The sequence below is a fragment of the Hymenobacter taeanensis genome (genome assembly GCF_013137895.1).
In the GTDB taxonomy this organism is placed as follows: Bacteria; Bacteroidota; Bacteroidia; order Cytophagales; family Hymenobacteraceae; genus Hymenobacter; species Hymenobacter taeanensis.
Genome location: NZ_CP053538.1, coordinates 3,935,465 through 3,956,160 on the forward strand (window position 1 = coordinate 3,935,465; position 20,696 = coordinate 3,956,160).

The window sequence follows — 20,696 nt, forward strand, 5'->3', positions numbered from 1 at the left end:
TTGCAGCCCATTTACTTCATGGCACTGAACCACACGACTATTCTGGCGCTAGGCCTCTCGCTGAGCCTACTGGGCGCCTGCCAAACCACGTCGACGACGACCAGCGTCAGCACGCCAACTGCTACCACCGCTGAAACCAAGGCCGAAGCTGATGAACCGGCGTTGTCCATCGTGAACCCGGTGCTGGCCGGCGACTTTCCTGACCCCTCCATTACCAAAGTAGGCGACACGTACTGGGCCACGGCTACTTCCTCTAACTGGGGGCCAGCGTTTCCACTCCTGAAATCCACTAACCTCACCGACTGGGACCTGGTAGGCCACGTGTTCCCGAATGAGCTGCCCGCCTGGGCCGACTATTATTTCTGGGCGCCCGAAATCAGTCAGGAAGGCGACAAAACCTACATCTATTACACGGCTCACCAGAAAGGTGGTAACCTGGCGGTAGGAGTGGCCGTGGCCGACAGCCCCGCTGGCCCATACCGCGACCTAGGCCCATTGGTCGGCCAGAAAGATGGCTCTATCGATGGCTTCCCGATGCGCGATGAGAAAAATGAGCTCTACCTGATCTGGAAGGAAGATGGCAACAGCGTAAACCAACCCACGCCTATTTGGGCCCAGCGTCTCAATGAAGAGCACACGGCGCTACTAGGGGAGAAGAAGGAGCTATTCCGTAACACTACGCCCTGGGAGGGCAACCTGGTAGAGGGCGTGAGCATGATCAAGCATAATGGGTACTTCTACGCCTTTTATGCCGGCAATGGCTGCTGCGGCCACAACTGCACCTATGGCGTAGGGGTGGCCCGGGCCAAGAGCCTACTGGGGCCCTGGGAGAAGTATGAGAAGAACCCTATACTCACCAAAAGTGAGAAGTGGGCCTGCCCCGGCCACGGTACCGTGTTTAACCGCGGCAACCGCTGGTATATGCTGCACCACGCCTATGACACCCGCAGCTTTGAGTTTGTGGGCCGGCAAGGGGTAATCAGTGAATTTAGCTGGACTGCCGCCGGCTGGCCGGAGTTCCGCCAGGGTGGTAGCGTGGTTACCAAGGCGGCCCCCATGGTGCCCCGCAACCTCAATGATGAGTTTACGAGTGCTACCCTGCTGCCCTCCTGGCAGTGGCCGGTAGAGGAGAGGCCTACAGTAGCCGTGCGTGATGGCAAGCTGTACGTTACGGCGCGGCCCCAGCACAGCGGCGCTGTGCTAGGCCAGCACACCACCACCGCCGACTATACCGCCACTACCACGCTGCTGAACCCCGCCAAGCTCCCGGTCGGCACGGTTGCCGGCATTGCCGCCCACGGCGACCCTGAAAATACCTTGGCCTTCACGGCTGGCAGTGGTAAGCTGCAGCTCTGGCAGCTGGAGAAAGGCAAGCAGAAAAACCTAAGCGAGGTGAAGCTGCCCGCCACGGCTGCCACCGCCATTACCCTGCGCCTACGGGCTCAGCAAGGCAACCAGTTCCGCTTTGAGTGGAGCATTGATGGGGGCAAATCCTGGCAGAACATGCCCGGCGTTACGGGCTCTATTAATGGCTCCTACTTGCCGCCCTGGGACCGTGGTGTGCGCGCTGGCGTGCTGGTAAAAGGTCCGGCCACAGCCACGGCCACTTTCGAAAACTTTATTCTGGAAAACGAGCTGGTAACCGCGCAGGGCGAGGGCAAATAGCATCCGCCGGAAGTAGCATTTCCCTAACAGCTCAGACGTTGCTTTTCGCTTCCATATCTCCCGTATAATGATTGAATTCTCCCGGAACACTGCTCTGGCTAGCCTGCTCTTGCTGGCTGCTTGCAACCAGGCTACTACCTCTGAGCAGACCACTGGCTCTGCTAGTGCGGCCACCACTCCAGATTCCAGTCAAACTACTATCATCATGCCCACTTCCACCTTGTTCGGCAAAACCTCCGACGGCACGGAGGTGCAGCTCTATACCCTTACCAATGCGCATGGCCTGAAGGCTACCATCACCAACTACGGCGGTACCCTCACCAGCCTACTGGTGCCCGATAAAACCGGTAAGCTCGGCGACGTGGTGCTGGGTTTTGATACGTTGAATGGCTATACCAATGCTCAGTATCTGAAGGAGGGGCCCTACTTTGGGGCGCTCATTGGGCGCTACGGCAACCGCATTGCCAAAGGGAAATTTACGCTCGATGGTAAGCAGTACACCCTGGCTACCAACAACGGCGCAAACAGCTTGCACGGCGGCACTCAGGGCTTTGATAAAGTAGTATGGCAGGCAGAGCCCGGCACCTCCGCCGATGGCCAGACCCTCACGCTCACCTACCGCAGTGAAGATGGGGAGGAGGGCTACCCCGGCAATCTGACGGTAAAAGTGGTATACACGCTCACCAACAACGATGCCTTGCGCCTCGACTATACCGCCACCGCCGACAAGGCTACGCCCATCAACCTCACCAACCACAGCTACTTTAACCTCAACCACGGCCAGGCCAAAGATGCGCTAGGCCACATACTGACGCTGAACGCCAACCGGTTCACGGTAGTTGATGCCTCCCTGATACCCACCGGGGAGCTGCGGATGGTGCAGGGTACGCCCATGGATTTCCGCCAGCCGCACGCTATTGGGGAGCGAATTAAGCAGGTGCCCGGCGATGCACCCGGAGGCTACGATCATAACTGGGTTCTGGCTGATAAAATGCGCCCCAGCCCCGAGCTGGCGGCCACGGTGTACGAGCCGGTTACTGGTCGCACCATGGACCTATACACCGATCAACCGGGCGTGCAATTTTATTCCGGTAATTTTCTAAAAGGAAATTTAGTGGGCAAGGGAAATACCAAATACACGCAGAATTATGGGTTCTGCCTTGAAACACAGCACTTTCCTGACTCTCCAAATCAGCCAAATTTCCCTTCCACCATTCTCAAGCCCGGAGAAACCTTCCGGTCTACTACAGAATACCGCTTTGGTGTGCGCAAATAGTCTTAAATAGTACGTCGATTTGAGTGGTGTCTGGTTACGCCACCTTATCCCTCTACCATATGCCCCCACTTCCCTTTCAATAAGCACACTTTTCATTCCTTGTAGTAGCATCATGCATCAGCTGGCCACTCTAGATTACATTGTCTTCTTTATCTATTTCGTGATAGTTGCCGGGTACGGCATCTGGATTTACCGCCGAAAGACGGGCCACGACGGAACGATAGAAGGAGATTCCAAGGACTACTTCCTGGCGGAAGGCTCCCTGACGTGGTGGGCCATTGGCTCGTCCCTTATTGCCTCCAACATCTCCGCCGAGCAGTTCGTGGGCATGTCGGGATCCGGCTTTAAAATGGGCCTGGCCATTGCCACCTACGAGTGGATGGCGGCTCTCACGCTCATTATTGTGGCCGTATTCTTCATACCAGTATATCTGAAGAACAACATTTCCACAATGCCTCAGTTCCTGCACCAGCGCTACAATGGCACGGTGGCCATGATCATGGCCATTTTCTGGCTGATGCTCTACGTGGTGGTAAACCTCACGTCTATTCTGTACCTGGGCGCCATTGCCGTGAGCAGTATCTCGGGTCTGAACCTCGATTTCTGCCTGTATGCGCTGGCGGCCTTTGCCATCATCATCACCCTGGGTGGTATGAAGGTTATTGGCTTTACCGACGTAATTCAGGTGTTCTTCCTGATTCTAGGTGGCCTGGCCACCACGTATCTGGCTCTGAACATGGTGGCTGAGCACTACGGCCAGTCGGGCGTGATGAACGGCTTTAACCTGATGACCGACCAGGCCAGTGACCACTTCCAGATGATCTTCAAGCGCGACAACCCTAACTACCTTGACCTGCCGGGCCTAACCGTGCTGCTGGGCGGTATGTGGATTGTAAACCTGAACTACTGGGGCTGTAACCAGTACATCACCCAGCGCGCCCTTGGTGCCGACCTGCCCACGGCTCGTTCGGGTCTGTTGTTTGCCGCTTTTCTGAAGCTTCTGATGCCCGTAATTGTAGTACTGCCTGGCATTGCGGCCTACGTGCTCTATAAACAGGATGTATTTGGTGCCGCTGAGTTTGGCCAAGGTGCCGACCTTAACCCCGACCGGGCCTACCCGGTGCTGCTCAACATTCTGCCAATTGGTTTGAAGGGGTTGTCCTTCGCGGCCCTCACGGCGGCTGTGGTAGCCTCCCTGGCTGGTAAGGCAAACTCCATTGCCACCATCTTCACCCTCGACGTATATCATAAAGTAATTAACCCCAATGCCACCGAGAAAAACCTGGTGAGCGTGGGTAAAATTGCGGTGGTAGTGGCCATGATCCTGGGCGTGCTGATTGCACCGCACCTGGGTATCGATAAAAAAGGCGGCTTCCAGTACATTCAGGAATACACGGGCTTCGTGTCGCCGGGTATCTTCGCCATGTTCATCCTGGGCTTCTTCTGGAAGCGCACCACTTCGGCAGCGGCCCTGTTTGCCACCATTGGAGGCTTCCTGCTGTCGGTGATGTTCAAGTTCCTGCCTAACATCATGGACCTCTCGTTCCTGGCTCCTTTTGGCTTCGCGGTAAAGCCTGAGGGCTCCAATGTCTATGAGATTCCCTTCCTCGACCGCATGGGCTTTGTGTTCATCATCTGTATTGTGGCCATGATCATTATCAGCCTACTACAGACCAGCCGCGGCGTGAAAACCAACGGCCTGGAGGTTGATTCCAGCATGTTCAAGCCTAAGCCCAGCTTTGCAATTGGGGCTATGGTGATTGTGGTTATCCTGACTGCTCTCTACACCATTTACTGGTAAGCAGCAGTGGCCTAGCGGCTCACATAGCTGCCGCTAGGCCAGTTGCACCCCAAACAGAGAGGCCCGTTTCCAAAGCTGGAAACGGGCCTCTCTGTTTGGGGTAGAGCGACGCTAGTAACGGCCTCGCTTAATAAAAGTCGAAGCTTAGGATGGCTCGCAGGGGGAGGGCAATGCCCGATTTGAGGGTCAGATACTCCTCGTGCGTGGCCCACACGGTGGTGTGCACGCGCTTAATTACGCCATCTTCAGTTCGGAAATAGATATCGAGCTTGCCGTGGTAGGCATTGCCTAAGGTGGCAGCCCTTTCGGCATCGTGGCGGCGGCGCTGGATAGCGGCTTTATCGGTTAAAACATCTTCCTGTGCGAAACGCAATTGAGGAATGGTTTCCTTCTCAATTGTTTCAACGGCCGGATCAGTGGTTTTCAGTTCAGGTAACATGACGCAAGTAGGTAAGTCGAGGTTGGGAAGCGCAGGTAAGTAAGATGTCAGATGCCAAGTGAAGAACGGATGAGGCGCTGCACTGGTATACTCCACCCGGCTATTATATCGCTTGTTTACGCCAATTCTGCTAAAAAGGCCATGGTATCTACGCCATCGGCATAGTCAGCAACACCGGGTTCCTGCGCCCGCCCGAAGGGAAAGCTACCGGGATACAAGCCCCCCGACGAGACCAGGCACTGGGTTTGAGCGGCTACATCGGTGAGCTGATCGACTAGATCTATCTCGCTGGTATACACGCTGTAATGCAGCACCGAGATAGGGGAGACCAGCTGGGCGTTTTCCGTAACCAGCAGGAAGCCCGAGTCGAAGTGAGGCACGCGGTTTACCAGCAGAATGCTCTTGTTGTAATCGTAGTTATTCTGGTAGCGGTTGTGGTCCAGAATGTGGTGCCAGGGCGCCAGCGAGTCGAGCAGCTCCTTGAAGTTGTACCCCTCGGGTACGTACAGCTTGCTCACGTTGCGGCAGCCCAAGCCGTAGTACCGGAAAATATCCGCTCCCAATAGGCCCAGATCATGCTCCGACTCCCGGCCCGTGATGATAGCCAGGCTGGTGCGGTTGCGCCGGATGATGTTGGGCTTCTTACCGAAGTAGTATTCAAAGTAGCGCGAGGTATTATCAGAGCCGGTAGCAATGAAGGCATCGGCGGCGTTCAGGCGCTCCACAAATTGCAGGTGCTCGGCAAAGCGGGGCTCTAGGCGCAGCAGCTCACTGGAAATCCAACGCATCAAAAAGGTATCGTCTTTGCTGAGCTTGGCCAGCAGCGTATGGCCTGAAAGCAGCACGCACAGCAGGTCGTGGAAGCCGACGAGCGGAATGTTGCCGGCCATTACTACCCCAATTTGCCGGGGCGTAGTAGGCTCGGGGCGGTAGCGGGCGGCCCAATGGCGCAGGGGTTCTTCCTGTAGCAAATGCGCAATGCCTTTGATAGCAGCCGCCACGTTAGGACGGTCAAACCACGGGTTTTGATTACGGGTACGATATGCCAACTCCGTGATTTCTTCGTCGGGAAGTTGGGTGAGATGGTGGCCTAGAGCTACAAAAGCAGCTAACCGTTCGGAGTGATTCATTAGAAAGAAACAAAATCAATGCATCAAAAGTAGTCAAGAGTGTACGGGTAATTTCTAATTTTGCCCGTTCGCGCACCTTCCATCGTGCGTATATGTTCTAACAGACTCTCTTTACCTCACTCCCAAACGAGATATAGGCTATGGCCATCATGATAACCGACGAGTGCATCAACTGTGGTGCCTGCGAACCGGAATGCCCCAACACCGCGATTTACGAGGGAGGTGCCCAGTGGCGCTGGGCCGATGGCACCAGCCTGAAAGAAGTGGAAATTGATGGCGGCTCTACCGTTTCGGGAGTAGCCCCACAAACGCCTATTTCCGACGAGTACTACTACATCGTGTCGGACAAGTGCACTGAGTGCGTGGGTTTCCACGAGGAGCCCCAGTGCGCGGCCGTCTGCCCCGTAGACTGCTGCGTGGATGACCCCGACTACCGCGAAGCACAACAGGATCTGCTCAAAAAGAAGCAGTGGTTGCACCAGGAGGCCTAGGCCACTGGCTGAACCCACAATGCATCAAAAAGAGCCGCTCCTGGAGCGGCTCTTTTTGTTTTGGATTACTTAATAGCACAATGCGCCGCCGGGTACACTCATCAGTTGCATTGCTACTGGCCTAAGCCACACCGTACCGCATGATACGACGGCATTTCCCGCCCACCTTCGAAATGCCTACTTTTGTCCCCATTCTGAACTGATTCCCTCCGACGATGTCTATCGCCAAAACCTATACCCCCGCCGACGTTGAAGCCAAATGGTATCAGCGCTGGCAGGAGCAGGGCTTCTTCAAAGCCAAAGCTAACCCCCGCAAGCAGCCGTACTCGGTGGTGATTCCGCCACCCAACGTAACGGGCGTGCTCCACATGGGCCACATGCTGAACAATACCATTCAGGATGTGCTGGTGCGCCTGGCCCGCATGCAGGGCAAGGAGGCGTGCTGGGTACCTGGCACCGACCACGCCTCCATTGCCACGGAAGCCAAGGTAGTAGCTTTGCTGAAGGAGCAGGGCATTGAGAAAAAGGACCTCACCCGTGAGCAGTTCCTGGAGCATGCGTTTGCCTGGAAAGAGAAGTATGGCGGCATTATTCTGGAGCAGCTAAAGCAGCTGGGCGCTTCCTGCGACTGGGACCGCACGCGCTTTACCATGGAGCCTGAGCTGACCGAGGCCGTGCTGCGCGTATTCGTGGATCTGCACCAGAAGGGCCTGATTTACCGTGGCATCCGGATGGTAAACTGGGATCCGCAGAGCCAGACTGCCATCAGCGACGAGGAGGTAATTCCGAAGGATGTGATGGCCAAGATGTACCACTTGCGGTATGCGGTAGTGGGTGCGGAGAGGTTGGATAATGGAGCTGAGAACCCAGAGAAGGCACATGTAGAACAAGCTGAGTTCTCGGGTCTCAACTCTCAGTTCTTAGTAGTGGCTACCTCGCGCCCAGAAACTATCATGGCAGACGTGGCCGTGGCCGTGAACCCCAACGACCCACGCTACACCCACCTCCACGGCGCCAAAGTGCGCATCCCGCTGCTAGGCCGCGAGATTCCGGTAATTCTGGATGAGTACGTAAGCATCGATTTTGGTACGGGTGCCCTGAAAGTAACGCCCGCCCACGACCTGAATGACTACGAGTTGGGCGTGAAGCACAGCCTGCCGGTTATTGATATCCTCAACAACGATGGCTCGCTGAATGAAAAGGCGGTGCTCTACGTAGGGCAGGACCGTTTTGCCGCGCGCCGCAACATTGTAAAAGATTTGGAGGAGGCCGGCCACTTGGTGAAGGTAGAGGAGTACGCCAGCATTGTGCAGACTTCGGAGCGCACCAAGGCCGTTATTGAGCCGCGCTTGAGCATGCAGTGGTTCCTGAAAATGGAGCACTTGGCAAAGCCCGCCCTGGAAGTAGTGGAAAGCGACCAGGTAAAGCTGCACCCCGCCAAGTTCAAGAACACCTACCGGGTGTGGATGGAAAACGTGCACGACTGGTGCATCTCGCGGCAGCTGTGGTGGGGTCAGCAGATTCCGGCCTACTACCTGCCCGATGGTACCTACGTGGTGGCCCTCACCCCCAATGAAGCTCTCGAACTAGCGCGCACCCAGAGCGGCAACGCTAACCTGCAGCTCACGGACTTGCGGCAGGATGAGGATGTGCTGGACACGTGGTTTTCCTCGTGGCTCTGGCCGATTTCGGTGTTTGATGGGTTCAAGGACCCTGATAATGCCGATATCAACTATTTCTACCCCACCAATGACCTGGTAACGGGTCCGGATATTCTGTTTTTCTGGGTGGCCCGCATGATTATGGCTGGCTTGGAGTTCCGCCGCGAAATTCCGTTTCGCAATGTGTACCTCACCGGTATTGTGCGCGATGCCCAGGGCCGTAAGATGAGCAAGCAGCTCGGCAACTCACCTGACCCGCTGGATCTTATCAAACAGTTTGGCGCCGATGGCGTGCGGACGGGTATGCTGTTCTCAGCCCCGGCCGGCAACGATTTGCTCTACGATGAGAAGCTGGTGGAGCAGGGCCGTAACTTCTGCAATAAGCTCTGGAACGCCTTCCGCCTCACGCAGGGCTGGGAGGTGGATGCCACCTTGCCTTTCGCCAACAACAAGGCAGTGGAGTGGTTTACCGCAAAACTGCAGACCACCCTGGTAGAGCTCGACGACCACTTTGAGAAGTTCCGCATCAGTGATGCGCTCATGACGGTGTATAAGCTGGTGTGGGATGACTTCTGCTCGGTGTACCTGGAGATGATCAAGCCGGCTTACCAGGCTCCCATCGACCCCGAAACGCTGCGCCACACCACTGGCTTTCTGGAGACGCTGCTGAAGCTGCTGCACCCCTTCATGCCTTTCATTACGGAGGAAATCTGGCATGAGCTGGCTGAGCGCGGCCCGAAGGATTACGTGTGCGTAGCCACCTGGCCCAAGCAGCAGCCCGTAGCTGGTGCCCCGGAACTGCTGGCGCGCATGGATAAAGCCCTCGACATTGTGGCCGGCGTGCGTAACATCCGGAACCAGAAGGGTCTGGGGCCCAATAAGCCCCTGACCCTGGCCGCTAAAACCGACGACGCGGGTCTACTCACCGACTACGACGGTATCATCCGCAAGCTGGCTTCGCTCACTGAAATCAGTGTGGTAGATGCAGCCCCGGCCGCTTCCGTTGGGTTTGTGTCGGGTGGTGCGGAGTTCTTTGTACCGCTGGAAGGCCAGATTGACCTCGGTGCCGAGAAGGAGCGCTTAACCAAGGAGCTGGAGTATGCCCAAGGCTTCCGCGACTCGGTACTGAAGAAACTCAGCAACGAGAAGTTTGTGGCTAATGCCAAAGCTGATCTGGTAGAGCGCGAGCGGCAGAAGCTGGCCGACGCTGAGTCGAAGATTACGGCCTTGGAGCAGAGCCTAGCGGCGCTCTAGGCCACTCAGTAACGTCAAAATGCTCATCCTGAGCTGAGGGCAGGATCTGGTTATGCCGCAACGACTGGCCTAGTGCCTCGTGCTGGTGTAAGCAGATTCCTTGCCTCAGCTCAGGATGACGCATTTAAACCATTCTGCCCTACTGGAGCTTGTGCCTATATAGGCTTCACTAATTTTCTTTGTATAGTACTATGTATCAACCTCCTATAGCGGCTGTTAAGCCCCGCGAACTTACCTCACCCTTCGGCACCCGTATTGATAACTACTACTGGCTCAACGAGCCGGAAAACCAGGAAGTTATCGACTATATCACTGCGGAAAATGCGTACTTCGAGGAGCAGATGGCCCCCACCAAGGCGCTGCAGGAGAAGCTGTTTCAGGAGATTAAGGGCCGTATTAGGGAGCAGGACGAGTCGGTGCCGTACCGCCGCAACGGCTACTACTACTATACCCGTTACGAAGAAGGAGGGGAGTACCCCATCTACTGCCGCAAGCAGGGCAGCCTGAGTGCGCCGGAGCAAGTGCTGCTCAACGCCAACGAGATGGGCCAGGGCGAGTCATACTTCGATATTGGCGATTTTGAGGTCAGCGACAACAACGAGCTACTGGCCTACAGCACGGATACCGTGAGCCGCCGCCTCTACACGCTGCGGTTCCGCAACCTGCAAACCGGCGAGCTATACCCCGAGGAGATTCAAAACATCAGTGGCGAGGCCGTGTGGGCCGCCGACAACCAGACGGTGTTTTATACCAAAAAGGACGTAGATACGCTGCTGCCGTTTCAGGTGTATCGCCACACCCTCGGCACCGACCCCACCCAGGACGTGCTGGTGTATGAGGAACTGGATAACACCTTTTACACCGGCGTGGGGCGCTCAAAGTCCAGGGACTACATTTTCCTGAACATGAGCAGCACCATGTCGTCGGAGACGCGCTACCTGCGCGCCGACAGGCCTACGGAGGAGCCACAGGTATTTCTGGCCCGCGAAGAAGACCACTTGTATGAGGTAGAGCACTTCGAGGATCATTTCTACATCCTCTCCAACGCGGGAGCTCCCAACTTTCGCCTGCTCAAAACGCCTGTAAATAATACTGCCAAGGCACAGTGGCAGGAAGTGATTTTGCACCGGCCCGATGTGTTTCTGGAGAACATGGAGCTGTTCCGGGAGTACCTGGTGCTGGGTGAGCGGAAGGAAGGGCTGTTGCAGCTGCGCATAATCCGGTGGCAGGACAGCCAGGAGCATTACCTCAACTTCGGCGAGCCAACCTATACTGCTGGCATCAGCATCAACCCTGAGTTTGATACCACGGTGCTGCGCTACGGCTACACCTCGCTCACCACGCCCCACTCCACGTTTGACTATGACATGACTACCCGCACCAAAACGCTCCTGAAAGAGCAGGCGGTGCTGGGCGGCTTCAACAGAGAAGATTACGTAACCGAGCGGCTGTATGCCCCGGCCCTCGACGGGACGCGCATCCCCGTCTCCATCGTCTACAAGAAAGGGTTCCGGCAAGACGGCCAAGCGCCGCTTCTGCAGTACGCCTACGGTTCTTATGGCCTTTCCATGGATGCCACCTTTAGCGTGGCCCGCCTGAGCTTGCTTAATCGGGGCTTTGCCTATGCCATTTGCCACATCAGAGGCGGGCAGGAGCTGGGCCGGCAATGGTACGAAGACGGCAAAAAGCTGAAGAAGATAAACACCTTCACCGACTTCACCGATTGCTCCCGTTTCCTGATTGACCAGCGCTATACCTCCCCCAAGACGCTGTTTGCCATGGGCGGCTCGGCGGGTGGCTTACTGATGGGAGCCGTGGTAAACCTGCACCCCGAGTATTACAAGGGTATAATAGCCGCCGTGCCCTTCGTGGATGTAGTAACCACCATGCTCGACGATACTATTCCGCTGACCACCGGCGAATACGACGAGTGGGGCAACCCCAACCAGCAGGAGTATTACCACTACATGCTTTCGTACTCGCCCTACGACCAGGTAAAGGCCCAGGCCTACCCCAATATGCTAGTGACAACTGGCCTGCACGATTCGCAGGTGCAGTATTTCGAGCCGGCCAAATGGGTAGCCAAGCTGCGTACCCTCAAAACCGATAATAATCTGCTGCTCCTGCACACCGATATGGAGGCCGGCCACGGCGGGGCGTCCGGCCGCTTCAAATCTATTCATGACACGGCCCGGCAGTACGCCTTTATGCTGTTGTTGCTGGGTATTGAGGTGTAAGGTTGCTTCTTGTAAACAACTGACGGCCACTCCGGTTATGGAGTGGCCGTTTGCGTGGGGCCTAGCGTAATTCTAGAAATATTCGGGCCCACGTGCCACCCTAATCAGAAAGTTGCGTCTGTGCTGCGGTTGCCCGGCATACTCACGAACATTCTCCGGCATCTGCAGCATAAATCGGTCAGTTGGTCGGGTTAATTGGTGGTGCGGAAGCGGGGAAAGTAGTTTTACAGATAATACAATCAGTCAGTAGTTGACTGCGGTTTGCCGGGTGAAGGTTATTTCCCCTCAAGTACATGAAAAAGCTTATTCTCTTTATAGTGCTGACCAGCGGTGGTCATGCCGTATTAGCCCAAATGCCTGCCGGCGAACGGCCCGCCGGAACTGGCAGGCCTGCCGGTGGACAGGCACCTGCACCGCAGTCGGGTAACGGCCGCGTAACCGGTACCATCGTTGATGCGGCCACCAAGCAGCCAGTGCCTTATGCTACTATTGCTCTGCTGAACCCTATCACCGGTAAGCCAATAGATGGCACCGCCGCCGACGATAATGGCAAGTTCAGCATCCCGCGCGTGCCAGCGGGTACCTACACCATCCAGATTACATTTATCGGCTATAAGCTGGTCGAGAAACCTGGGGTGGTCATTACCGAGGATGGCAACACGGTGGCCCTAGGCAGTGTGCCGCTGGAGTCGTCGGCGCAGGCGCTGGGGGAGGTAAAGGTAGAAGGCCAGCGCAGCCTGATTGAGGAGAAGGTTGACCGTACCGTATACAACGCCGAGAAAGACGAAACCACCCGTGGCGGCGACGCCACCGACGTGCTCAAGCGCGTGCCCTCACTCTCCGTTGACCTTGATGGTAACGTGACTCTGCGGGGCAGCCAGAACATTCGGGTGCTCATCAACAACCGGCCTTCTACTATTACGGCTGGCAGCATTGCCGATGCGCTGAAGCAGATTCCGGCCGACCAGATCAAGAGCGTAGAAGTGATAACCTCGCCCTCGGCTAAGTATGATGCCGAAGGCTCCGGGGGTATCATCAACATTGTCACCAAGCAGAATAACCTGCAGGGCTTCACCCTGGATGCCCGCGGCAGCGCTGGCCTGCGTAGCTCCGACCTGGGCCTGAATGCAGCGTACCGCAGCGGCAAAATGGGTTTCTCACTAGGTGGCGGGGGCCGGGCGCAGTACAACACGCCGGGGAGTTTCACCAACACGCAGCGTACCTACGACCTCGATCGGGACCTGATCAGTACCACCACGCAGCGGGCCGATACGCGTAACAACAACCTCTTCGGGCGCTACAGCTTAGGCTGGGACTACGACATCAACAAGTACAACTTCCTCTCGGCCTCCGTGCAGCTGGGTGTCCGCAACGGTACCAATTACCAGGACGGGCTCTTCGCCAACACCGTGCGGGCCGATGGCAGCGTGATTAATAGCTTGCGCGATGTGAAGGTGCTGGACCGCTCCAATACCCTTGACGCCACCCTTAACTACACCCATACGTTTGAGACGCCCCAGCGCGAGTTCAGCCTGCTAGGCCAGTATAGCCGCAATAACCGGACAAATAACTTCACCAACGACATCCGTGAAGGGTTGCAGTCGGGTAGCCAGCTGCGCAACGAGAACGATAGCTACAACCAGGAAATCACCATTCAAGCTGATTACCAGACGCCGCTGAGCAAAACGCAGATGCTGGAGTTTGGTGGTAAAGACATCATCCGGCAGGTAAACAGCGACTACGCTACCTACCTCAACGGACAGCCGCAGCAGGGCGTAGGCCTCTCCAACGTGTTTACCTACAACCAGAACGTGGCAGCCGGCTACGCCTCGTACACGCTGGGCTTTCTGAAAAACTACACCCTGAAAGCGGGTGGCCGTTTTGAATACACCACCATCGACGCCAACTTTAAGAATGCCGAGGATGTCTCGATTCCTTCATACGGTGTACTGGTACCGAGCGTAAACCTCTCCCGCAAGTTTGCCAGCGGTAATACCCTGAAAGCAGGCTATAACCGCCGCATTCAGCGGCCCTCGCTGCAGTTTCTGAACCCCAACCGGCAGGCAGCCAACCCGCTCAATATCAGTCAGGGTAATCCATCACTTCGCCCAGAGTACACCAATAACTTTGAGCTAGGGTACAACACCTTCATCAAGCAAACCTCGCTCAACTTCACGGCTTTCGCCCGCAATACCACCGGCTCCATTCAGGCGGTACGCACCGTCAGCGGCGACACGGTGAAAACCTCATACCAGAATATTGGAGAAGAGAATGCGTACGGCGGCAGCATTTTCGCCAACGTAAACATCAACAACAAGCTCACACTGGGGGGCGGTACTGATATCTACTACGCGCTACTGAACAACAACCTCTCTGATGTGCGCTTTGCCGCTAAGAACGAGGGCTTGGTAGTGAGCGGCCGACTCATGGGTGGCTATAACTTCACGAAAGGGTGGGCGCTGCAGTTCTTTAGTTTCTACCGGGGGCGCCAGGTGCAGCTGCAAGGCTACCAGGGCGGTTTCGGGGTATATAGCCTCGGCTTCAAGAAAGACTTTGCCGAGAAGAAAGGCAGCATTGGCTTCAATGCCGATAACTTCTTCACGCCAACCAACAAAATCCGTAGCGAAATCAGCTCGTATACCCTTGATCAGAACAGTGTGAACGTGCTGCACCGCATGGGCTTCCGCGTGAATATGAGCTACCGGATTGGCAAGATGAGTATGGCCCAGCCCAAGCGCCGCCGTTCTGTTAGCAACGACGACTTGAAGGACGGCGGCAACTCCGACGGCGGCAACGGCGCTGGCTCTACGCCCGCTCAGGGGCCCAGCGGCGGCCGCCCCTAATTCTTCCTTCAATCAGACTAAACACGTACAAGCGCCCGCCCTTACCCAAGGGCGGGCGCTTGGTTAATAGACATCCTGTTTGGGTTTTATTTTGCCCTGTATGAACACGCAACAAGAAACAGTTTTAACCATTGATGCCGCCCAGGTTACGCAGCTGATCAGGGGGCGGCGGAGCATGCAGCCCGTGCAGTTTGAAGCAGGCCGCGTAGTGCCAGATGAGCTGCTCCGTGAACTGCTAGAAAAAGCCACTTGGGCTCCTACGCACAAGCGCACTGAGCCCTGGCACTTTGTAGTATTTGGCGGGGCTGGCCGGCAACGATTGGCTACGTTTTAGTCGGAGCTATACCGCGAGAAGGCGGGCGAGAAGTTTCAGCAGAACAAGTTTGAAAAGCTGCAGAACAGCCCGCTGCTCAGCTCTCATGTTATTGCCATCGGGCTCAAGCGCAGCCAGGAAGTACCCGAGGTAGAGGAAATTGCGGCCGTAGCCTGCGCCGTACAAAACCTGCACCTCTCAGCTGTGGCGCATGGCCTGGCGGGGTTCTGGAGCAGCGGGGGCGTCACGTACCTCGAAGAAGCGAAACCCTTCTTCGGCTTAGGCCCCGATGACCGCCTGCTGGGTTTCTTTATGCTGGGCTATCCTAAACCTGGTGCCGCTGTCCGCAGCATACGCCGCCCCCTTGCCGAAAAGGTGACTTGGATACTGGAGTAAACAAAATGTCCTTAACTAAACTGACAGCGGAGTGGCCTAGCATCAAGTGTATTGATGCTAGGCCACTCCGCTAGTGTTCTGAGGGCAAAGTGAATCTGGTTAATCCTGCACCTTTAGGCTGTCGGGCACTGGGCCGCGGGTGGCGGCTACCAGTTGGTTTTGCAGTTGGAAATTTACCTGTTCACAATCGTGAAAGCGTTTCTCTGACAATTCCAGGGCAGTTTCTGCTGTCCGGAGCCGTTGGTACAGGAAGAAGATAAGACCCAGTGCAATAAGCAGGGCCACCAGGGGCAAGGCTTTATTCATGAAGTGTACAAGGCTAAAAAGAAGGAGGGTTGGCTGCTAGGCCAGTATCTGACGCAGCAACCAACCCTCAACAACTTTACCGCAGCATTAGATGGTGGTATTAGGATCGAACTGCTCCAGGTAATCGGCCACCCGGCGTACGAACATGCCGCCCAATGAGCCATCCACCACGCGGTGGTCGTAGCTGTGCGAGAGGAACATGAAGTGACGCACGCCAATCAGGTCGCCCTGAGGTGTCTCAATAACGGCGGGCTTCTTCTTGATAGCCCCCACGGCCATGATAGCTACCTGTGGCTGCATGATGATGGGCGTACCCATCACATTGCCGAAAGACCCCACGTTGGAAACCGTATAAGTGCCACCTTCCAGGTCTTCGGGCTTCAGCTTATTGGTACGGGCGCGGTTAGCCAGATCATTCAGCTTCTTGCTCAGGCCGTTGAGGTTGAGCTGATCAGCATGGTGAATTACCGGCACAATCAGGTTGCCGGAGGGCAGTGCCACGGCCACCCCCACGTTGATATCGCGCTTCTTTATGATGTAGTCGCCCTCGATAGAAACGTTGATGTTGGGGAAGTCCTGGATGGCACGGGCAATAGCCTGAATGAATATAGGCGTGAAGGTGAGGTTCTCGCCTTCGCGCTTCTTATAGGCATCCTTGTGCTTGTTGCGCCAGTTTACGATGTCGGTCACGTCGGCCTCCACAAACGAGGTAACGTGGGGAGAAATCCGCTTGGAGTCTACCATGCGCTGAGCAATCATTTTGCGCATGCGGTCCATCTCAATCAGCTCCTGGTTACCACTGATAGAAGGCACCGCCTTGGTAGCAGGGGCAGCAGGGGTTGCCTGAGCCGCGGGGGCGGCCGCTGGTTGAGCAGCAGGGGCAGTTGCGGGAGCAGCCTGCGGGGCCGCAGCGGCCTGGGGCTGCTCAGCGGGGGCCGCCGGAGCCGCTTGCTGAGCTAACGGCTGCTTACCGGCAGCCACGTAGTCCAGAATGTCTTTTTTTGTAACGCGGCCTTCGCTGCCGGTGCCAGGCAGGTACTCCAGGTCGGCCATAGAGATACCTTCTTCACGGGCAATGCTCAGCACGAGGGGCGAGTAGAAGCGGCCGGGCTGAGGTTGCGCCGCCGAAGCCGCCACTGGGGCAGCGGCAGTTTCCGGTACGAACGGAACATCAGCGGCGGGCTTCTCTGCGCCATTTATGGAAGGAGCGGAGGCCTGGGCTGCCGCGGCGGGAGCGGAAGTACCCGCGCTGGCGGCGTCCGTTTCAATAACGGCAATGGGAGCACCCACGGCCACAACTTGGCCTTCCTGCACCAGAATTTCCTGCAATACGCCGGCGTGGAGGGCAGGTACTTCGGTATCTACCTTATCAGTAGCTACTTCCAGTACAGATTCGTCCTGCTCAATGGTATCGCCTATCTGTTTGAGCCATTTCAGAACGGTGCCTTCCATGATGGATTCGCCCATCTTGGGCATCGTCATTTCCACTCGTGCCATGCGGTTAGTAGGGGGTGTTAGGGGGATGGTGGGTAGTTGAAGGTCTGGTATCTGCTACTGCAGGCCGCGTAATTGGGTGGGTGTACGGCCCGAAAAGCAAGCCAAAGGTAGTTGTTGTGGGCGTAATCCTAGATATGCCTACTATTTCAGTTACGCACCGCGTTGGTTCAGCAACCAGGAAAAAGCCTGGGCCAGCGCCAGCATAGTAGCTAGGCCACAGGCAAGCTCAGGCGCAGCAGATTCAGGACGGCGGTGGAGGTGTACTCTACGTTAAGCTGGCGGCCACGGTCGAAGCTAAATTGCCGGCTTACGGTCTGGTACTTGTCGGCGTAGGCAATGCAGATAGTACCCACGGGCTTGGTCGGCGTGCCACCATCGGGCCCGGCAATGCCACTTGTGGCAATGGCAACATCTACCCCCAGGCGCTGGCGCAGGCCCTCCGCCATTTCCCGTACGGTAGCTTCGCTCACGGCACCATGCTCTGCTAGGGTGGCGGGGTTAACGCCTAACTCGCGCATTTTTATATCGTTGCTGTAGGCCACTACGCTGCCCTGATAGTAGCGGGAGCTGCCCGGTACGCTGCTGAGGCGGTAGGCCACGTAGCCGCCAGTGCAGCTTTCGGCGGTGCCCACCGTGAGGCCGCGCTCCAGCAGCAACTGGCCTACGGCCTGCTCCAGCGGTACTTCGCCCACGGCAAAAATTACCTCGCCAATTCGCTCACGCAGGGCGGGCAGCAGGGCTTCCATACGGCCGCGCAAATCGGGCTGTCCATCGGCGTAGCCGGAGAGGCGCAGCCGCAGCCCACCTAAAGAAGGCAGGTAGGCCAGCTTGATGTTACCCGGCAGGGCGTTTTCCCAGTCGGCAATTTTCTCGGCCAGGTACGACTCGCCCAGGCCTACCGTCTGCACAACTACGTGCTCAATGGGTGGGGTCTGGAAGTGCTGCTGCAAACGCGGTAGTACCTCGTCTTTCATCAGTCCCTTCATTTCAAACGGTACGCCCGGCATCGAGACGAAAATGGTGCCGCGGTCTTCAAACCACATGCCGGGCGCTGTGCCTAAGGCATTATGTAATACCGTGCAGTTGCTGGGCACCAGGGCCTGCTGGCGGTTTACTTCCAGCATGGGGCGGTTGTAGCGGGCAAAAATGCCTTCCACGTGGCGCAACGTGGGCTCGTGCAGTACCAGCTCAGCCCCAAAGTACCGGGCCAGCACATGCTTGGTAAGATCGTCTTTCGTAGGGCCCAGGCCGCCGGTCATTAGCACTACATCAGCGCGCTGCCGGGCCTGATCCAGGGTCGCCACTATTTCATCGGCAAAGTCAGAAACGCTGGTAATCTGCCTGACGCGGAGACCGAGCTTGCCCAATTCCTGACCCATAAAGGCAGAGTTGGTGTCGATAACCTGCCCGTAGAGCAGTTCGTCGCCAATAGTCATGATTTCAACGACGGGAGGAGTTGGCATGGGGTAGAGCTGTTAGGATGGGTGCCGAATTTGGCGCAATATTCGCCTCTGGATGAATAAGACCGCCACGTAGGCCGTCAGGTTTTTCGTCTTTATTCACATGACCACGTTTCGCACGTTTGCTTTAGGCCTGGGTCTTGCCCTCGCCACTACGCAACTGAGCCATGCTCAGACCAAAACCACCGCTAAAAAAACTGCAACCGCCACTAAAAAGACCACCACGGCGAAACCCGCGGCCACTAAAACCACCTCAAAAGTCACTACCAAAGCTCCGGTAGCCGCGCCCGTAGTAGCTCCCCTCACCGCCGAAGAGGCCGCCAGTGGCCTACGCGAAGCCCTGACGCAAGGCGTAGCCCGCGCCATTGATATTGCCGGCGCTGAAAACGGCTTCAACGACAACGCCGATATCCGCATTCCTATGCCGCCCGATGCCCAACTTGTAGCTACCACGTTGCGCGGCCTGCGCATGGGAGCCTTGGTAGATAACTTTGAGGTGGCCCTGAACCACAGCGCTGAGAAAGCCGCGGCCCAGGCCAAGCCCATCTTCCTGGGGGCAGTACAGAATCTAAGCTTTCAGGATGCCCTAACGCTGGCCACTTCTCGCCAACCCGACATGGCTACTCAGTTGCTGCGCTCCAGTGCCGAAGAGCAACTCAAGTCGTCGTTTCAGCCCATTATCAAGCAGTCCCTAGATCAAACGGGGGCCACCCGGCTCTACGCTGAGATGGTGAACCGCTACAATAAGATCCCGCTGATGACGCCCATTAACGCCGAGCTGGTGCCCTACGCCTCCCAGCAAACCGTAAATGGCCTGTTTACCCTTATTGCAGAAGAGGAAGGTCGCATTCGGTCGAGGCCAGGGTCTCGGAGTACAGAGCTGTTAAAAAGGGTATTCGGCCGCTAAACTTCGGGGTGCAGCTAGCCCCTCATAACCATACCGCTGCATTTCATTCTGAACCCTGTAAAATACCTAGGAGGCTACCAGGCCAGGGCGTGGGTTTGTTGCTAGGTTCAGAATGAATTTTTTTGCTTAGACATTACTTTTACGATTGACTTTGGGGCCGGGCTAGATACTGCGTAGTTTGGTCCGGTTTCTGCAAAAGGCAGGAGTAGCCTACGGGCTGATTCCTGCTTTTGCTTTTTTCGCTCCCAATGAAAAAGATACGTTTAGCTATACTGCTTATGGCCTCGCTGGGGCTGAGCACTGCGGCTTCGGCCCAGTTTATCAAGCTTCCAAAAATTGGTGGTATCACGCTGCCCCAGCCCTCTACTAAAACCACTACCAGCACGGGTGGTCTATCTAATACTGAGGCCGCCAATGGCCTCAAAGAGGCGCTGGTGCAAGGCATCAGTAAGGGCGCCGACCAGGCCTCTAAGCAGGATGGCTTTAACCTAAACCGCCTGATTCGGATTCCCTTTCCACCCGATGCTCAGCGCGTAGCCACCACCTTGCGCTCCATTGGCCTTGGCAGCCAGGTTGATAAATTTGAGCTAACGCTTAACCGCGGGGCCGAGGATGCCGCTAAAAGCGCCAAGCCTATCTTCATCTCGGCCATCAAGAGCCTGACTTTTTCCGATGTGTGGGGAATTCTGACAGGGGAGAAGGATGCCGCCACCAACTACCTCAAGCGCACCACTACCCAGCAGCTCACGGTTGCCTTTCAGCCCATCATTCAGCAGAGCTTAGATAAAGTAGGGGCTACCCGCTACTACACTGACCTTACCACGCGCTATAACAAAATCCCGCTCGTGAGGCCCGTGCAAACCGATTTAAACCAGTACGCCACCGGCAAGGCCATTGATGGCCTGTTTACCCTCATTGCCCAGGAGGAAGCCAACATTCGGGAAAACCCCGTGGCCCGCACTACCGATCTGCTCAAGCGTGTGTTTGGCCGCAAATAGCACCTGGCATTTGAGTTACTCC

Annotated in this window: 14 protein-coding genes and 1 pseudogene; 10 read left to right on the forward strand and 5 right to left on the reverse strand. The window is 56.5% G+C overall.

The genetic code is table 11. The features are described 5' to 3' along the window. The first annotated feature begins 18 nt into the window (after nucleotides 1–18). From HMJ29_RS16465 to HMJ29_RS16475, 3 genes are all read left to right on the forward strand, one after another. The gene (locus HMJ29_RS16465) at nucleotides 19–1,665 is read left to right on the forward strand and encodes a family 43 glycosylhydrolase (protein WP_244679128.1); all 1,647 of its coding nucleotides are present in this window, start codon (nucleotides 19–21) and stop codon (nucleotides 1,663–1,665) included. A 67-nt stretch (nucleotides 1,666–1,732) separates the two neighbouring features. Then, nucleotides 1,733–2,941 carry an aldose epimerase family protein gene (locus HMJ29_RS16470; RefSeq protein ID WP_244679127.1) on the forward strand — a complete coding sequence of 403 codons (1,209 nt, stop codon included), beginning with the start codon at nucleotides 1,733–1,735 and terminating at the stop codon, nucleotides 2,939–2,941. 112 nt (nucleotides 2,942–3,053) lie between these two features. Beyond that, nucleotides 3,054–4,742 carry a sodium:solute symporter family transporter gene (locus HMJ29_RS16475; RefSeq protein ID WP_171592514.1) on the forward strand — a complete coding sequence of 563 codons (1,689 nt, stop codon included), beginning with the start codon at nucleotides 3,054–3,056 and terminating at the stop codon, nucleotides 4,740–4,742. A 127-nt stretch (nucleotides 4,743–4,869) separates the two neighbouring features. Here the strand turns inward: HMJ29_RS16475 and HMJ29_RS16480 are convergent, their stop codons facing one another. Together HMJ29_RS16480 and HMJ29_RS16485 are read right to left on the reverse strand one after the other, a co-directional pair. Continuing rightward, a complete protein-coding gene (locus HMJ29_RS16480; protein ID WP_171592515.1) occupies nucleotides 4,870–5,181 on the reverse strand; it encodes a hypothetical protein in 312 nt (103 codons plus the stop codon). Nucleotides 5,182–5,297: 116 nt separating this feature from the next. Then, nucleotides 5,298–6,311 carry an acyl-CoA reductase gene (locus HMJ29_RS16485; RefSeq protein ID WP_171592516.1) on the reverse strand — a complete coding sequence of 338 codons (1,014 nt, stop codon included), beginning with the start codon at nucleotides 6,309–6,311 and terminating at the stop codon, nucleotides 5,298–5,300. Between the two features lie 140 nt (nucleotides 6,312–6,451). On the opposite strand from HMJ29_RS16485, the gene HMJ29_RS16490 reads away from it, so the two are divergent. The 5 genes and pseudogenes from HMJ29_RS16490 to HMJ29_RS16510 all read left to right on the forward strand — a co-directional run bounded on the left by HMJ29_RS16490 (nucleotide 6,452) and on the right by HMJ29_RS16510 (nucleotide 15,506). Then, nucleotides 6,452–6,802: a 4Fe-4S dicluster domain-containing protein gene (locus HMJ29_RS16490; protein ID WP_171592517.1), complete on the forward strand. Its 351-nt coding sequence runs from the start codon at nucleotides 6,452–6,454 to the stop codon at nucleotides 6,800–6,802. Between the two features lie 215 nt (nucleotides 6,803–7,017). After that, nucleotides 7,018–9,717: a valine--tRNA ligase gene (locus tag HMJ29_RS16495; RefSeq protein WP_171592518.1), complete on the forward strand. Its 2,700-nt coding sequence runs from the start codon at nucleotides 7,018–7,020 to the stop codon at nucleotides 9,715–9,717. Between the two features lie 191 nt (nucleotides 9,718–9,908). Continuing rightward, nucleotides 9,909–11,954 (forward strand): S9 family peptidase, encoded by a 2,046-nt coding sequence (locus HMJ29_RS16500; protein ID WP_171592519.1) that lies wholly within the window; start codon nucleotides 9,909–9,911, stop codon nucleotides 11,952–11,954. 293 nt (nucleotides 11,955–12,247) lie between these two features. Next, nucleotides 12,248–14,797 carry a TonB-dependent receptor gene (locus HMJ29_RS16505; protein ID WP_171592520.1) on the forward strand — a complete coding sequence of 850 codons (2,550 nt, stop codon included), beginning with the start codon at nucleotides 12,248–12,250 and terminating at the stop codon, nucleotides 14,795–14,797. Between the two features lie 100 nt (nucleotides 14,798–14,897). Next, nucleotides 14,898–15,506, forward strand: a pseudogene (locus HMJ29_RS16510) (nitroreductase family protein). A 99-nt stretch (nucleotides 15,507–15,605) separates the two neighbouring features. On the opposite strand, the gene HMJ29_RS16515 reads toward HMJ29_RS16510, so the two are convergent. The 3 genes from HMJ29_RS16515 to HMJ29_RS16525 all read right to left on the reverse strand — a co-directional run bounded on the left by HMJ29_RS16515 (nucleotide 15,606) and on the right by HMJ29_RS16525 (nucleotide 18,772). Continuing rightward, complete coding sequence (locus HMJ29_RS16515) at nucleotides 15,606–15,812, reverse strand: hypothetical protein (RefSeq protein ID WP_171592521.1); 207 nt, start codon at nucleotides 15,810–15,812, stop codon at nucleotides 15,606–15,608. A gap of 87 nt (nucleotides 15,813–15,899) precedes the next feature. After that, nucleotides 15,900–17,309: a dihydrolipoamide acetyltransferase family protein gene (locus HMJ29_RS16520; RefSeq protein ID WP_171592522.1), complete on the reverse strand. Its 1,410-nt coding sequence runs from the start codon at nucleotides 17,307–17,309 to the stop codon at nucleotides 15,900–15,902. Between the two features lie 209 nt (nucleotides 17,310–17,518). Further along, nucleotides 17,519–18,772 carry a competence/damage-inducible protein A gene (locus HMJ29_RS16525; protein ID WP_171592523.1) on the reverse strand — a complete coding sequence of 418 codons (1,254 nt, stop codon included), beginning with the start codon at nucleotides 18,770–18,772 and terminating at the stop codon, nucleotides 17,519–17,521. Nucleotides 18,773–18,872: 100 nt separating this feature from the next. On the opposite strand from HMJ29_RS16525, the gene HMJ29_RS16530 reads away from it, so the two are divergent. Both HMJ29_RS16530 and HMJ29_RS16535 read left to right on the forward strand, forming a co-directional pair. Next, nucleotides 18,873–19,676: a DUF4197 domain-containing protein gene (locus tag HMJ29_RS16530; protein WP_171592524.1), complete on the forward strand. Its 804-nt coding sequence runs from the start codon at nucleotides 18,873–18,875 to the stop codon at nucleotides 19,674–19,676. A gap of 248 nt (nucleotides 19,677–19,924) precedes the next feature. After that, on the forward strand, nucleotides 19,925–20,674 hold the full coding sequence (locus HMJ29_RS16535) for a DUF4197 domain-containing protein (RefSeq protein ID WP_171592525.1): 750 nt from the start codon (nucleotides 19,925–19,927) through the stop codon (nucleotides 20,672–20,674). Nucleotides 20,675–20,696 lie beyond the last annotated feature (22 nt).